Here is a 14,982-nt window from a genome sequence, read left to right as displayed (position 1 = left end):
AACATAGAGGGTAAACAATGACCATTCACGATCCTCGCTACAGCGATGTGATAATCATTGGCGGTGGCGCAACCGGCGCCGGGATCGCACGCGACTGCGCCCTTCGCGGCTTAAGCGTCACGCTGCTGGAGCGCCACGATATCGCCACGGGCGCAACCGGGCGTAACCATGGTTTGCTGCACAGCGGCGCGCGGTATGCGGTTACCGACGGTGAATCCGCACGCGAATGTATTGCTGAAAACCAGATCCTCAAGCGTATCGCCCGCCACTGCATTGAGCCGACCGACGGCCTCTTTATTACTCTTCCCGAAGATGACCTCGCCTTTCAGGACACCTTTATTACCGCCTGCACTGCGGCGGGCATTCAGGCTGAGGCCATGGACCCGGCGCTGGCGCGGCGGCTGGAACCGTCGGTTAACCCGGCGCTTATCGGCGCGGTGAAAGTGCCTGACGGCACCGTTGACCCCTTCCGCCTGACCGCCGCCAATATGCTGGACGCCCGCGAGCTTGGCGCGAACATTCTGACCGGGCACGAAGTGACCGGGCTTATCCGGGAAGGTCATCGCATCTGCGGCGTGCGGATCCTTGATACGCAGTACAACGAACACAGCGAGCTGTATGCCGCCGTGGTGGTCAACGCGGCGGGGATCTGGGGGCAGCGCATCGCGGAATACGCGGACCTGTCGGTACGCATGTTCCCGGCAAAAGGCTCGCTGCTGATCCTCGACCACCGCATCAATAACCACGTGATCAACCGCTGCCGCAAACCGTCCGACGCCGATATCCTCGTCCCGGGCGACACCATTTCGTTAATCGGTACCACCTCAACCCACGTCGACTACAGCGAGATTGACTACAACCGCGTGACCGCCGAAGAGGTCGACATCCTGCTGCGCGAAGGGGAAAAACTGGCCCCGGTGATGGCGCAGACGCGTATTCTGCGCGCCTACGCGGGCGTGCGTCCGCTGGTTGCCAGCGACAACGACCCGAGCGGACGTAACGTCAGCCGGGGCATCGTGCTGCTCGATCACGCCGAACGCGACGGCATGGACGGGTTTATCACCATCACCGGCGGCAAGCTGATGACCTACCGCCTGATGGCCGAGTGGGCGACCGATGCCGTCTGCCGCAAGCTGGGCAATACCGAACGGTGCGTGACGGCAGAACACCCCCTGCCCGGCTCGCGGCAGTCCACCGAAAAAACGCTGCAAAAAATTATCTCCCTGCCCGCGCCGCTGCGCGGATCCGCTATTTACCGCCACGGCGACAGAACGCCGCAGTGGCTCGGTGAAGGACGCCTGAGCCGCAGCCTGGTGTGCGAGTGCGAAGCCGTCACCGCCGGTGAGGTGCAGTACGCGGTGGAGAGCCTGACGGTCACAAGCCTGCTCGATCTTCGTCGCCGCACCCGCGTGGGAATGGGTACCTGTCAGGGCGAGCTGTGCGCCTGTCGTGCCGCCGGGCTGCTGCAGCGTTTTCATACCACCACCGCCACCCAGTCGCTCGATCAGCTCAGCGCCTTTTTAAACGAGCGCTGGAAAGGCATTCAGCCTGTCGCCTGGGGCGATGCCCTGCGCGAAAGCGAATTTACCCGCTGGGTCTACCAGGGGCTTTGCGGTCTTGAGAAGGAGCAACGCGATGAAATTTGATACCGTAATCGTCGGCGGCGGGCTGGCAGGCCTGCTCTGCGGCATCAAGCTCACGAAGCAGGGGCTGCGCTGCGCCATTATCACCCGGGGCCAGAGCGCCCTGCACTTCTCGTCGGGCTCGCTGGATCTGGTGGACGAAGCGTACCGCGATAAGCTCCCGCCGGAGCATCCGTATCACCTGATTGGCGCCCAGCATATTGACCGCTTTGCGCTGGAAGCCGAAGCGCTGCTGGCGGACTGCGGCGCGCGTCTGAAGGGAAGCGCCCGGCTCAATCACCAGCGCGTCACGCCGCTCGGCACCCTGCGCTCTGCCTGGCTCAGCCCGGAAGAAGTGCCCGTTGCTCCCTTCAATGCCGCGCGCGTGCGGGTCGTGGGCATTAGCGGCTTTCTGGATTTTCAGCCCCATCTCGCGGCAGCGTCGCTCTGTCGCCAGGGCGTTAACGCCGAAACGGCAGAGATAGAGCTGCCTGAGCTTGATGTCCTGCGCGACAACCCGAGCGAGTTTCGCGCGGTGAATATCGCCCGTTTTCTGGATAACGAGGACAAATGGCCGCTGCTGTATGACGCGCTCAGGCCCCTCAGCGACAGCTGTGACGCCCTGCTGATGCCCGCCTGCTTTGGTTTACGCGACAACCGGCTCTGGCGCTGGCTCTCGGATCGTCTGCCCTGCTCGCTCGGCCTGCTGCCAACCCTGCCCCCTTCCGTCCCCGGCATTCGCCTGCACACCCAGCTCCAGCGCCAGTTTGTCGCGCTGGGCGGCGTGTGGATGGCGGGTGATGAGGTGAAAAAAATCACCCTGACCGACGGCGCGGTGAGCGAAATCTGGACGCGCAACCACGACGATATTCCGCTTCGCGCGCGCTTTACGGTTCTGGCAAGCGGCAGCTTCTTCAGCAACGGGCTGCTGAGCAGCCGGGAGGGGATCCGGGAAGCCATTATGGGGCTGGATGTTCGCCAGCGTGCCTCCCGCGCGGACTGGTATCAAAGTGATTTCTTCTCGCCGCAACCCTGGCAGCAGTTCGGCGTGATTGTCGATAACCAGCTACATCCGCAACTTTCAGGTAAGCCCGTCAGTAATCTTTTTGCCATCGGCTCGCTGCTGGGCGGGTACGATCCGATTGCCCAGGGATGCGGTGGCGGGGTCTGCGCCGTCACGGCGCTGTATGTGGCAGAGCAGATTAGCCAGCGCACGGAGGCTGAACAATGAACGACACCCGTTTTGAAAGCTGCATTAAATGCACGGTGTGTACCACCGTCTGCCCGGTGAGCGGCGTGAACCCACGCTATCCCGGACCAAAGCAGGCCGGGCCGGACGGCGAGCGTCTGCGGCTGAAGGACGGCAAGCTGTACGACGAGGCGCTGAAATACTGCATTAACTGCAAACGCTGCGAAGTCGCCTGCCCGTCGGATGTGAAAATCGGCGATATCATCCAGCGCGCCCGGGCGCGCTACAGCACGCAAAAGCCGACGCTGCGTGACGCTATTCTGAGCCACACCGACCTGATGGGCAGCGTCTCGACGCCCTTTGCCCCCATCGTGAATGCCGCGACCTCTCTCAAACCGGTGCGCCAGCTGCTGGATGCCACGCTGAAGATAGACCATCACCGCAGCCTGCCGAAATATTCTCACGGCACCTTCCGCCGCTGGTACAAATCCGTCGCGGCGGAGCAGGCGCAGTACGCCGACCAGGTGGCCTTTTTCCACGGCTGCTATGTGAACTACAACCACCCGCAGCTGGGCAAAGATCTGCTGAAGGTGATGAACGCCATGGGAACGGGCGTTCAGCTACTGAACAAAGAGAAGTGCTGCGGCGTACCGCTGATCGCCAACGGGTTTACCGATAAAGCGCGCAGGCAGGCTCAGAGCAATGTCACGTCACTGCGCGAAGCGATTGTCGATAAAGGTATTCCGGTGCTGGCGACCTCGTCCACCTGTACCTTCACCCTGCGCGATGAGTACCCGCATCTGCTGGACGTGGATAATACCGGCCTGCGCGGGCACATCGAGCTGGCGACACGCTTCCTGTGGCGCAAGCTCGATAGCGGGCAGACGTTGCCGCTGGGGAAATTGCCCCTGAAAGTGGTGTATCACACGCCGTGTCATATGGAGAAAATGGGCTGGTCGCTCTATACGCTTGAGCTGCTGCGGTTAATTCCGGGCCTGGAGCTGACGGTGCTGGATTCGCGCTGCTGCGGGATTGCGGGAACCTACGGCTTTAAGCGTGAAAACTACGAAACGTCGCAGGCGATTGGCGCCCCGCTGTTCCGTCAGATTGAAGAGAGCGGCGCGGATATCGTGGTAACGGACTGCGAAACCTGCAAGTGGCAGATTGAGATGTCCACCAGCAAGCGCTGCGAACATCCAGTCACCCTGCTGGCGAAGGCGCTGGGCTGAACACGGCCGGGGCGAAACGCCCCGGCCAAGGTTTTACTCCACGAACAGCGACTCGACAACGTTAATCCAGCCGTGCTCGCTGGCAACCTCTTTGCCATTCAGCCAGCGGCGCAGCATGTTCAACGCCATCATGGCGCAAACCTCCTGACGCACCGCCAGGCTGTGGCGGGTAATGCTCATTTTTACCCGCAGGGCCCAGGTGCCTTCCGGCGTCGCCAGCGCGAAGTTAAGGTGTTCCTCATCCAGCCCCCCGACAAACAGCGCCAGACCGGCAAAATGCTTCACCCTTCTCTCGGAAGCCCAGCGGGCGGTCTGCGCCAGGGTCTCCTGCTGGAACGGCACCACTTCGCTGGCCAGCAGCGGCGCGTTGACGCGCGACAGCTGCAGCGCCAGCAGGCCACCGGTGAACTGCTCGCTTAAGGTCACGCTCAGCTGACGCGACTGCAGATGCGTCGCAATCTGCGTGGGCAGCCCTTCCGTCCCTTCAAAGATCAGGCTTTCGCCCGCCACGCGCTGCACCTCGGGCCACAGGGCCAGCATCGCCTCTTTCTGTTCGGCCGGACCTGTCAGCTTGAGCTCAATGATCGGCATGGAGGAGCGGTAGCCCATGGAGACGCCCGGCGGCAGCGGGAGAGGGTCAAGGCTCTGGGCCAGATCGCTTTCCGAGCGGCCAAAGGTGGTCAGACGCAGGCACAGCGGCGGTTCAGGCAGGGTAAAACGATCGCGAAGGCGCGGCAGGATTTGCTGCTCGACCATCACTTTAAATTCTGAGGGCACGCCCGGCGTGAAGAACATCAGGCAGCGGTTCAGCTGCATGGCAAACCCGCACGCGGTACCCACCGGGTTATCGACCAGCTCGGCGCTGGCGGGAATTTCAGCCTGTTTGCGGTTGCTGGGGGCCATGACGCGACCACGTTCGGAGAAAAAGCGCTCCATCTGCGAAAGCCACGCCTCGTGCAGCACCAGCCCTTCGCCTTTTGCGGTCGCGGCGGCCAGCGCGCTGAGATCGTCACCGGTGGGGCCGAGTCCGCCATTCACAATCAGCACGTCACAGTGTTCGCTGCGCTCGCGCAGAATAGCGACCAGCGACTCAAGATTGTCGCCCACCGTATTGCGGCGCGTTAACGGTAATCCTTGCTCAAAGAAAAGATCGGCAAGCCAGGCAGCATTGGTATCAATAATTTGTCCATGCAGCACTTCGTCGCCGGTGGATAACATCTCCACGTTAATCATTATGTTCTCCCGCTTATTTGGTCAAAACACTATAGCGCAAACGCGGGGTGGAGAAGAGAGAAACTGGCGCGACAGAACGCCGCGCCGGAGTGATTAGAAGCCTGCGCTGACGCCCACGTACGGGCCGTCGGCCAGCGCGTTGTCGCGGTTGCCGTCTTTGCCGGCCAGGTTCAGATAGCGATAGCCCGCTTCGATGGTAATCGGACGCATGATGGTCCAGCGCGCGCCGGCGTTGGCCTCTTCATAGCTTTCGATACCGCTTGAGAGGGAGTCCGGCGAATAGTAGTACTCACCAAACAGGCCGAAGCTGTCGCCAATTTTCCACTGCAGGCCGCCGCCCACTGCCGCCGCGTACCCTTCGTCACCGTCATTTGGGTTGGTGTAGATACCTTTACCGCCGACGGTGGCCAGGAACGGGCCAAGAGGAACGTTCAGACCCAGGCCGAGGCTCGCCGCGTCGCCGTCGTCATCGTTATGCGTCCAGCCGCCGGTCATTGCCAGACCGGAAGTCTCGGTACCCATGCCAAAGCCCAGGTGGGTATAATCCTGACCCGCCGAGCCGTTAATGCTGATGGCGTTAGCCGCCGCAGATACAACCATCAGGCCGAAGCCCACGAATGCCACTTTTTTCATTGTCGTGATCCCGCACAATTATTATAAAGAAGTCCCAAAACCGCGAGATTTTAACCGGAGTCTCCCGGGGATCAAGCACTCTGCGTGCGGCAGGTCAGTAGATTGTAATTATTTGAAACGGCTATTATCCCTTCAGCGAAGCGTTCACCCACTGCTGCAACGCGCGGCGCGAGACTTTAATGCCGCCATTTTTGAGTTCGGTCGGCAACAGCAGCCAGCGGACGGGTTGTTCAAAACGCGCCACCTTATCCCTGACCCAGTCAGGTAAACAGGTGATATCCGTTCCCGGCTCGCACTCCACCACCGCCACCGGACGCTGTCCAAACTCGGCGTCGTCCAGCGGGACGATAAACACCTGGTTAATCTGCGGATGGCGGGCGATAACGCGCTCAAGGCTTTCCGGCTGGATCCCTTCTCCGCCGCTAAAAAAGAGGTTGTCCATGCGGCCCAGGATCGTCAGGCGGCCGTCATGCCATTCCCCGCGATCGCGGGTAGCGAACCATCCCTGCGCGTTGGTCAGCGGAACCAATTCGCCGTTCCGCCAGTAGCCTGAGGCCATACTCTCTGCCCGGATCCAGACTTCACCGTCAACCACCTGCACCTCTCTGCCCGGCAGCGCATAGCCTACGTCCGGCTCGCCGTCCGCCGCTTTCGCGCAGACGGTAGAGGCAAACTCGGTCAGGCCGTAGCCGCAGAAGGTGTGAATACCCTGCTCGCGCGCCTGCTGCGTCAAGTCAACAGGGATGGCGGCCCCGCCCAGCAGCACCGCTTTCAGTGCGACAGGCTGACGGGTATTAAGCAGGCGCCAGAGCTGGGTCGGTACCAGCGAAGCGTGCGTACAGCCGCGCAAAGCCTGCGCCAGCGGCTGTTTCTCGCGCACGGTTAACCGCGCGCCGGCCTGCAGCCAGCGCCATAAAATCCCCTGGCCGGAAACGTGAAACAGCGGCAGCGAAAGCAGCCAGTCGTCGTCTTCGCCGTAGGGCATCAGCGCCAGCACGCCGCGCGCGCTGGCGAGATGGGCGTCGCAGGTATGCACCGCCGCTTTCGGCAGCCCGGTAGAGCCGGAGGTCAGCGTCATGGACGCCAGCCGCGCCGGCTGCCACGCAACGCGATATTCCCCCGCGCGCTCGCGCATGCTCAGGGCAGGAAGACCGTCGCAGGTACCGTCCAGCACCAGCGCAAAGCGCAGCGTCATCTGCGGGAGCAACACGTCCAGCAGCGGGCGCGGCAGCTGCGGATTGACGGGAAGAATGCGCGCCCCGCACTGGAGCAGCGCCAGCCACGCCAGAAGGGTTTGCGGATGATTATGGGCCAGCAGCAGCACGCCGTCGCCCTCCTCCACGCCCTGCAGGTGAAACTCTGCCGCAAGACGGTCGACGCGGGCGCACAGCTGTTGCCAGCTGAGCACCTCGTCGTTCAGCCTGAGGGCCGGTTTATCAGCAAACTGCGCGCGCCAGTGCCGCCACGGCCAGTCGGTAAAACTCATAACAACGGCTCCAGCGCCGCGACGTTGAGGCACGGCAGCGCGCTGTCCGGCCACCTGCGGATAAGCTGAGCCTGCATCAGGTTCAGCGTGTCGAGGCCAGGGATCGTATCCGGCGTTAGCCAGGCGGCAATGCGCGCCAGCTGGGTCAGCCCAAGGCTGGACTCAATCGACGAGCTGATGACCGCCGTCAGCCGTGAGGCATGCGCTGCCGCGACCTGCTCTCGCACCTTCGCCAGGCTGCCGGTCAGCGTTGGTTTAATCACTACCGCGCTGACGCCGGGCTCGGCGACAAATTCAAAATCGTCCTCGCGCAGGCTTTCATCCCAGGCGATGGCAATCCCCGTTTCGCGGGCGAACGCGCGCGAATCGTCGCGGGTTTTGCACGGTTCTTCGAGGAAGGCAATGCGGCTGCGGTACGCCGGGTTGACGTACTTTGCAAACTGCTGCGCCTTGAGCGGCGTCCAGGCGCGGTTAGCGTCCAGACGCAGATGAAGGTCGGGGATCGCCTCCAGCAGCAGGTTGGCGACCATGCCGTCGCGCACCGCTTCGTAAAGACCGACTTTAATTTTCGCCACTTTCTCGCCCGGCATGGCGGTGAGCAGCGCGAACAGCTCGTCAGGATCGCCCGTACAGAGCGGTGCCGCGCGGTAGTTAGCCTCTTCAGGCAGGCAGCCGTCGAGCTCCGCCAGCGCGCAGCTGATGCCAAAAGCCGCGGAAGGCACGTCCGGCAACGCCGGATCCGCGCCCTCACGCCACGCGTCTGCCCACGCCAGCAATACAAACTGCGCGTCATCCAGCGACTCCAGGCTAAAGCCCGGCAGCGGCGAAATTTCGCCCCAGCCTTCCCGCTCGTCCTGCTGCAGATGCACGAAGAAACCGTCACGGGTTTTTAACCGCCGTTCACGCAGCACCACGCCCGCGTCCATCGGTATCTGCCAGCGGTAAACCTGCGCGCGACGCATTACGGGTTCCGTTTGTATTTGCTGAAGTCCGGCTGGCGTTTTTCGTTAAACGCGTTGCGCCCTTCCTGACCCTCTTCGGTCATGTAGAACAGCATGGTGGCATTGCCCGCCAGCTCCTGCAGACCCGCCTGACCGTCACAGTCGGCGTTGAGAGCGGCTTTGAGGCAGCGCAGCGCCATCGGGCTGTTTTGCAGCATTTCGCGGCACCAGCGAACGGTCTCTTTTTCGAGATCGGCAATCGGAACCACGGTATTCACCAGGCCCATATCCAGCGCTTCCTGAGCGTTGTACTGACGGCACAGGAACCAGATTTCACGGGCTTTTTTCTGCCCGACGATGCGCGCCATGTACGAGGCGCCCCAGCCGCCGTCGAAGGATCCCACTTTCGGACCGGTCTGGCCGAAGATGGCATTTTCTGCGGCGATGGTCAGATCGCACATCATGTGCAGCACGTGACCGCCGCCGATGGAGTAGCCCGCTACCATCGCCACTACCGGTTTCGGACACGTGCGGATCTGACGCTGGAAATCGAGGACGTTCAGGTGGTGGGTACCCGCATCGTCCTGGTATCCGCCGTAGTCGCCGCGCACTTTCTGATCGCCGCCGGAGCAGAACGCTTTATCGCCTTCGCCGGTCAGGACAATCACGCCGATGTTATCGTCGTAGCGCGCATCCGCCAGAGCCTGAATCATCTCTTTCACGGTCAACGGACGGAAGGCGTTACGCACCTGCGGACGGTTGATGGTGATTTTGGCAATGCCGTCGGTAGATTTGTGGTAGCGAATGTCGGTGTAGCCTTCGGAGCAGTCCTGCCATTCAACCGGGGCGTAAAGCATGTTTTCATCAGGGTAGATCATAGAGTGTCCTTTATTCGATAACGCAGTATCTGAGCCAGACTCGCGATAACCGCATCGGGGTTTTCCCGGTGGGCGTTGTGTCCGGCGTCTGGAATGGCATGGCGAACGGCGTTCACTTCCGCGGCAAGGGCCGCGAACTTCTCATCCCGTTCGCCATAGAGATAGTCAAAAGAGAAATCGCGTGCGCTAAGCGCGGCACGCAGGTCAGGCTGCACGGCCAGCGAGGTCGTCTCAAGCATCATCGCCAGCGTCGCGCCGTTGTTCTGGCTTCGCAGGGTAATAAGCGCATCGCGCTGGGCGTCCGTGAGGGAGGCGAACACGGGCTGTTGGTACCAGTCAGCGAACACCTTCTCCAGCGGTTCGGTGCGAAAACGCGTTGCCCAGCGGCGGTCGGACGCCAGCCGCGCATTTCGCGCATCGGCATCCTGCAGGCCCGGATGTCCACCTTCAACAATCACCCCGAGCAGCCCCTTCGGCTGCTGGCAAGCATGGAACATCGCAATGCGGCCGCCGAGGGAGTACCCGATGAGCCAGAATTTAAGTATGTTGTAACTAAGAAGGGTTCGGGTGAGCAACGTGCTCATCTCGTCAAACCCCGTCACGCCCAGATTCCGGGATCCACCGTGACCCGGCAAATCCAGATACAGCCGGGGATAATCGCTGAGCCCTTCACCGACCCTCTGCCACTCGCGGCGGTCGCCTGAAAAACCGTGCAAAAAGACCAGCCAGGGATAGCCGGGTTTGCCAGCCTGCTGCACGCCAGAGAGGATCACAGCTGGCTCACCTGCGCCAGCAGGCTTTGCAGAGCCTGGGCACCGTCAGCCTCGTTCACCACCAGCTCAATCAGCGTCGCGCCCGGCTGTTTCCAGGCGCTGCTTAACGCCGCGTCCAACTGTTCCCAGCTTTCCGGGCGATGGTATTTCAGGCTAAACATCGCCGCGGCGTGTTCGAACTGCACGTTCTGCGGCATCAGATAGAAGCGCTCGCGCTCGCTCTGCGGCGTTGGCAACAGGGAGAAAATCTGCCCGCCGTTGTTGTTGACCACAATCAGCACAAACGGGGCTGACGCCTGACGCAGCAGCGCCAGCGCGTTGAGATCGTAGAGCGCGGAGAGATCGCCCACGATCGCCAGCGTCGATTTCGCGCTGGCGCGCTGCACGCCCGCCGCCGTGGAGATCAGCCCGTCGATGCCGCTGGCACCGCGGTTGCTGTACACCGGGTAGCCCGCGGGCAGCTTCGAGAAAGCGTCAATCAGCCGCACGACGAGGCTGTTGCCGACAAACAGCTGCCCCTGTTCAGGCAGGTACTGGCGAATGCGGTGCGCCAGCCCAGCTTCGCTAAACGCTTCGCAGTGCGCTTTGGTCAGTTCCCACGCCTGGCGCGAAAGGTCCGGTATAGCCACCGCCCAGGGCTTGCGTTTCTCAGCCGGATGAAGCGTCAGCCAGGCGTCGATACTGCTGACCAGACGACGGCCGCGGTGGTGCGCCGGGTCAAGCCGTCCTTCCAGCGAATCCACCAGCCAGTACTCTTCCGGCGTGCAGGTGGCCTGCCACTGCAGTAACCGTTTGCCGGTCAAACTCGATCCAAGCTGGACCACAATCTGCGCCTGCGCCAGTTCGGTGACCGCTTTCGCATTACCCAGCCAGAGGTCGGCGCACGGCAGCGGCTGACCGGTCTGGGAAAGCACGTCGCCAATCAGCGGCCAGCCGAGGGTTTGCGCCCATTCGGCGACCAGCTTGCCTTCGGCGGCGCTCATGCGCCCGGCAATCACCACGCCGCGCTTCTGCCGCCAGAAGAACCAGTCGCGCTGTTTCGCGCTCTCAAGATGCGTCTGCTCGCGCAGCCACGGTTTTTCACTCAGCCACCAGTCGCCGAGGGACTGCTGCCAGTCAAGACCGGTGTCGTCCAGCTCGCCGTAGAGCGGCTCGGCAAACGGGCAGTTGATATGCAGCGCCCCGCTGCGCAGCGTCTCCATGGCGTGATCGACAGTGGAGACCAGCCAGCTTGCCGGAATATCCTGGGTGGGACGCGGTAACGAAATCGTCTGCGAAGGATGCGAAGAAAAGAGCCCCGGCTGGCGAATGGCCTGATTGGCGCCGCAGTCGATAAGCTCAGGGGGACGATCGGCCGTCAGTAAGATCAGTCTTTCACCCGTTAACCCGGCTTCTATCAGGGCCGGATAGAGGTTCGCCACGGCGGTACCGGAGGTGACGATCACCGCCACAGGTTCTTTGCTGACTTTCGCCAGACCCAGCGCCAGATGGCCGAGGCCGCGTTCATCAAAGTGGGTGTGGTAAATCAACGCCCGGTTTTCTGCGGCCGCCAGCGTCAGCGGCGTTGAGCGAGAACCCGGTGCAATACACACGTGCCTGACGCCATGGCGCGTCAGGGCTTCAAGGATCACCGCCGCCCAGCGTCGGTTAAAAGAACTTACTGACATGAGATTGTCCGGTATCAAGAATGCGACACAGTATAAATAATAGAAAAAATTGGAATTTTGATATGAATCGGGATTGCGCGAATCTGTATTAATCCCTTAGGAGCAGAGAGCGCAATCCGGCGGCTTTATTTTCAATCTCCTGCCACTCCTGCTCCGGGTCAGACCCGCTGACAATACCGGCACCGGCGTAGAGCCGCAGGGAGTCCTCCTGAACGCGCGCGGAGCGCAGCGCCACGCAGAACTCACTCTGTTCGGGGGATAAGTACCCGGCCGAACCGGCATACCACTCGCGGTTAAAGGGTTCAACCTTCTGGATGAACTCGCGCGCGGGCTGTCGGGGTAATCCGGCAACGGCCGCGGTCGGCTGTAACATGAGCAGACACTGCTCGTCGTCGGCCTGTTTCAGCTCGGTCCAGATACAGCGGCGCAAATGCTGCACCTTACGCAGGCGTACCACCTGGGGCGGCAGTACCTCAAGCGTCTGCGTAGAGTGCCGAAGACGCTGGCAGATATCTTCCACCACCAGCATATTTTCGCGCTGGTTTTTATCATCGTTCAGCAGCCACTCGCCGAGACGCTGCGCCTGGCTATCATCGGTATGGCTGGCGACGGTTCCCGCGAGCGCTTCCGTGCGCAGCAGCTTGCCGCGCCGCCGCCAGAGACGCTCGGGCGTAGAGCCGAGAAACGCGTTGCGGGCGTCGAATACCATGCAGAAATGATAGCAATGTAAATTGAGGGCGCGGCTGGCGGCCATCAGCGCGACAGGGTTAACGCGCTGTGTGAACTGCAGATCGCTTGCCCGGGCGAGCACAACCTTTTCAAAATCACCGCGCGCGATGGTCTCCGTCGCCCTGCGGATAAGCTTCAGCCATTCGGCCTGCTGCGGCTGATGGGTTTCGTGCTCAACATGCACGGAGAGCGGACGGATAGATCTCGCAGGACGGAGCCGCTGTAAAAAATCCTGCGCGACGCGGGCATCCTCCACAAGCGAGCGGTCGCTCCAGAGCTGCAGGCGCAGCGTGGCGTGGCCGGCGGTACGTCGCCAGAGCAGTCGCGGTAAAAAGAGGCTCCCCTGTTCGGGATTAAAGGCGTTCAGGCCGCAGATGCGAGTATCTTGCGCCGCATTTTGCTCGCGCAAAAACTGCGAGGCTAATGCCAGAGAGGAAAATTGGTTGACCGCCCCCAGCGCGGCCAGCTCTTCATCGCCGTTACGCTGCTGCCAGTAAAACTGTGGATAACACTGCTGCTCGCCCAGCCAGGCGAGGGGATCGAAGGCGTCGTTTAACGGGAAAGAGACGTCGAAATGACGTATGCCGGGTGCTGCGGGTAACGCTTGCGATAGCTGGGTACGCAGTTGCTCCAGCGCGAGGAAAATCGAATTCACGCGAACCTCTCCCTGTTAAAACCTCGTATTATACGGGGTACTGGCCATAAATAGCAGTACCCACGTATAGGGAGTGGTTAAGCGGCTTAACGACGGGCTAACAGCAGCCCCAGCACCAGCCCAACGGCAGCACCCACCCCAATACCCTGCCACGGTTTTTCATGCACGTAATCATCGGCACGATACACCGCTTTTTTGGCACGGTAGTAGTAAGTATCTGACGCATGGCTGACGCGGTTTTTCACTTCATGCAGCGCCTGCTCGGCACGGGCTTTTAGCTCAATATATTTCTGATCGGCAGGGTCGCCGGAGGAACGTAACACCTCTTCCAGCGTTTCGCTCAGCAAGGCCAGGTCGTCGTCGATACGGGTATCCCAGGATTGAAATGACATATTTTTCTCCATGTTAGTACACCAGTCCGCTAACTATAGCCAACGAGATGCCATTACGCCTGTTTCACTTCTCGCGCCATGCCGACGTGCGGAATGCCATCTTCATCGTATACCTCCGTCACTGGCGCAAAGCCAAAGTGCCCGTAAAAGGATTGAAGATGCGCCTGCGCGCCGAGGTATAACGCCTTGTCCGGCCACTGTTTCCGGCACGCCTCCAGCGTTTTTTCCATCAGCTGATAGCCCAGTTTTTCCCCTCGCGCTTTGCCGCTAATGATGACGCGGCCAATGACGACGGGCTCAAAATCGTCTTCGCTTTTCAGAATCCTCGCATACGCCACCAGCTCGTTATCCCGCCAGCCGAGGATATGGCGGTTCTCACCGACAAGGTCATCGCCATCGATGTCCTGATACGGGCAGGTCTGTTCCACAACAAACACTTCACAGCGCAGCTTCAGCAGGGCATAAAGTGAATGAACGGTGAGTTCGCTATGATGTAAATCTTGCCACTGGATCATGTCAGTCTCCTTCCTGGGGTTCATCACGTTATACTAAACACCTCCCCGTTCGGCAAAGGGCTGATTGCGTTATGGAACTGATTTTTCTGGGTACGTCCGCTGGCGTGCCAACCCGCTCACGAAACGTGACGGCGATCCTGATGGATCTTAAGCATCCCACCCGCGGCGGGCTGTGGCTGTTTGACTGCGGTGAAGGGACGCAGCATCAGCTGTTACACACCGCTTACCACCCCGGCAAGCTGGATAAAATTTTTATCACCCATCTACATGGCGACCACCTGTTTGGCCTTCCCGGCCTGCTGTGCAGCCGCTCGATGGCCGGTAACGCCAACCCGCTGACGATTTACGGGCCAGCGGGTATTCGTGAATTTGTCGAAACTACGCTGCGCCTGAGCGGGTCATGGACAGATTATCCGCTGGAGGTCGTTGAGATTACCGAAGGCCTGGTTTTTGATGACGGGGATTATCGGGTTACCGCTCAACCGCTCAATCATCCTGTGGAGTGCTATGGCTACCGCATTGAGGCGCATGACAAACCCGGCGCGCTGGATGCCGCCGCGCTGATGGCCGACGGCGTAAAACCCGGGCCGCTGTTCCAGCGTCTGAAGCACGGAGAGACCGTCACGCTGGAGGACGGACGCGTCATTAACGGCCAGGATTATCTCGCCGCACCGCAGCCCGGCAAAAAACTGGCGATTTTTGGCGATACGGCCCCGTGCCCAGCGGCGCTCACGCTGGCCCAGGGCGTGGACGTCATGGTGCATGAAGCGACGCTTGAAACGGCAATGGAAGAGAAAGCCAACAGCCGGGGCCATAGCTCCACGCGTCAGGCGGCGCAGCTTGCCCGTGACGCGGGCGTCGGGCGGCTCATCGTCACCCACGTCAGCTCGCGCTACGACGCGCGGGGATGCGCAAGCCTGCTGGCAGAGTGCCGCGCGCTGTTCCCGGAATGTGAGCTGGCCGAAGATTTCGCTCAGGTTAGCGTTTAGTCCTTCATTTTTCCCTGAGGATGCCGATAACGATTAAAAGGTCAGCATTTC

Annotated in this window: 14 protein-coding genes; 4 read left to right on the top strand and 10 right to left on the bottom strand. The window is 61.2% G+C overall.

Annotation, left to right across the window (positions count from 1 at the left end):
* Window positions 1–17 precede the first annotated feature (17 nt).
* The 3 genes from glpA to glpC are packed head-to-tail and all read left to right on the top strand — an operon-like array spanning window position 18 to window position 4,040.
* Window positions 18–1,646 carry an anaerobic glycerol-3-phosphate dehydrogenase subunit A gene (glpA, locus tag M2422_RS21175; RefSeq protein WP_064672875.1) on the top strand — a complete coding sequence of 543 codons (1,629 nt, stop codon included), beginning with the start codon at window positions 18–20 and terminating at the stop codon, window positions 1,644–1,646.
* A complete protein-coding gene (gene glpB, locus M2422_RS21170) occupies window positions 1,636–2,853 on the top strand; it encodes a glycerol-3-phosphate dehydrogenase subunit GlpB (protein ID WP_064672876.1) in 1,218 nt (405 codons plus the stop codon). Before glpA ends, glpB begins: the two co-directional genes overlap by 11 nt.
* Window positions 2,850–4,040: an anaerobic glycerol-3-phosphate dehydrogenase subunit GlpC gene (gene glpC / locus M2422_RS21165; RefSeq protein WP_064672877.1), complete on the top strand. Its 1,191-nt coding sequence runs from the start codon at window positions 2,850–2,852 to the stop codon at window positions 4,038–4,040. Before glpB ends, glpC begins: the two co-directional genes overlap by 4 nt.
* A 33-nt stretch (window positions 4,041–4,073) precedes the next feature.
* On the opposite strand, the gene M2422_RS21160 is transcribed toward glpC, so the two are convergent.
* The 10 genes from M2422_RS21160 to M2422_RS21115 all read right to left on the bottom strand — a co-directional run bounded on the left by M2422_RS21160 (window position 4,074) and on the right by M2422_RS21115 (window position 13,942).
* Complete coding sequence (locus tag M2422_RS21160; protein WP_064672878.1) at window positions 4,074–5,273, bottom strand: nicotinamide mononucleotide deamidase-related protein YfaY; 1,200 nt, start codon at window positions 5,271–5,273, stop codon at window positions 4,074–4,076.
* 93 nt (window positions 5,274–5,366) lie between these two features.
* Entirely contained in the window at window positions 5,367–5,906 is a 540-nt protein-coding gene (locus tag M2422_RS21155) for a YfaZ family outer membrane protein (RefSeq protein WP_045354282.1), read from the bottom strand.
* A gap of 124 nt (window positions 5,907–6,030) precedes the next feature.
* The gene (gene menE / locus M2422_RS21150) at window positions 6,031–7,392 is read right to left on the bottom strand and encodes an o-succinylbenzoate--CoA ligase (protein WP_064672879.1); all 1,362 of its coding nucleotides are present in this window, start codon (window positions 7,390–7,392) and stop codon (window positions 6,031–6,033) included.
* Window positions 7,389–8,354 carry an o-succinylbenzoate synthase gene (gene menC / locus M2422_RS21145; protein ID WP_064672880.1) on the bottom strand — a complete coding sequence of 322 codons (966 nt, stop codon included), beginning with the start codon at window positions 8,352–8,354 and terminating at the stop codon, window positions 7,389–7,391. Before menC ends, menE begins: the two co-directional genes overlap by 4 nt.
* Entirely contained in the window at window positions 8,354–9,211 is an 858-nt protein-coding gene (gene menB / locus M2422_RS21140) for a 1,4-dihydroxy-2-naphthoyl-CoA synthase (RefSeq protein WP_023312524.1), read from the bottom strand. The genes menC and menB overlap by 1 nt, the downstream gene beginning before the upstream one ends.
* A complete protein-coding gene (gene menH / locus M2422_RS21135; RefSeq protein ID WP_064672881.1) occupies window positions 9,208–9,984 on the bottom strand; it encodes a 2-succinyl-6-hydroxy-2,4-cyclohexadiene-1-carboxylate synthase in 777 nt (258 codons plus the stop codon). Before menH ends, menB begins: the two co-directional genes overlap by 4 nt.
* On the bottom strand, window positions 9,981–11,651 hold the full coding sequence (menD, locus tag M2422_RS21130) for a 2-succinyl-5-enolpyruvyl-6-hydroxy-3-cyclohexene-1-carboxylic-acid synthase (RefSeq protein ID WP_248202540.1): 1,671 nt from the start codon (window positions 11,649–11,651) through the stop codon (window positions 9,981–9,983). The genes menH and menD overlap by 4 nt, the downstream gene beginning before the upstream one ends.
* Window positions 11,652–11,739: 88 nt before the next feature.
* Window positions 11,740–13,035, bottom strand: coding sequence for an isochorismate synthase MenF (gene menF / locus M2422_RS21125; protein WP_259142280.1), 1,296 nt, complete (start codon window positions 13,033–13,035; stop codon window positions 11,740–11,742).
* Between the two features lie 86 nt (window positions 13,036–13,121).
* Window positions 13,122–13,427, bottom strand: coding sequence for a stress response protein ElaB (gene elaB, locus M2422_RS21120; protein WP_008500219.1), 306 nt, complete (start codon window positions 13,425–13,427; stop codon window positions 13,122–13,124).
* A gap of 53 nt (window positions 13,428–13,480) precedes the next feature.
* Window positions 13,481–13,942 (bottom strand): GNAT family N-acetyltransferase, encoded by a 462-nt coding sequence (locus tag M2422_RS21115; RefSeq protein WP_064672884.1) that lies wholly within the window; start codon window positions 13,940–13,942, stop codon window positions 13,481–13,483.
* Between the two features lie 71 nt (window positions 13,943–14,013).
* On the opposite strand from M2422_RS21115, the gene rbn reads away from it, so the two are divergent.
* Entirely contained in the window at window positions 14,014–14,931 is a 918-nt protein-coding gene (rbn, locus tag M2422_RS21110) for a ribonuclease BN (RefSeq protein ID WP_064672885.1), read from the top strand.
* The last annotated feature ends 51 nt before the right edge of the window (window positions 14,932–14,982 follow it).

Origin of the sequence: Enterobacter sp. SLBN-59, from assembly GCF_024807915.1 — a bacterium.
GTDB lineage: Bacteria > Pseudomonadota > Gammaproteobacteria > Enterobacterales > Enterobacteriaceae > Enterobacter > Enterobacter asburiae_B.
Note: the sequence above shows the minus strand (reverse complement) of the source record. Positions and strands in the feature narration are given on the sequence as shown.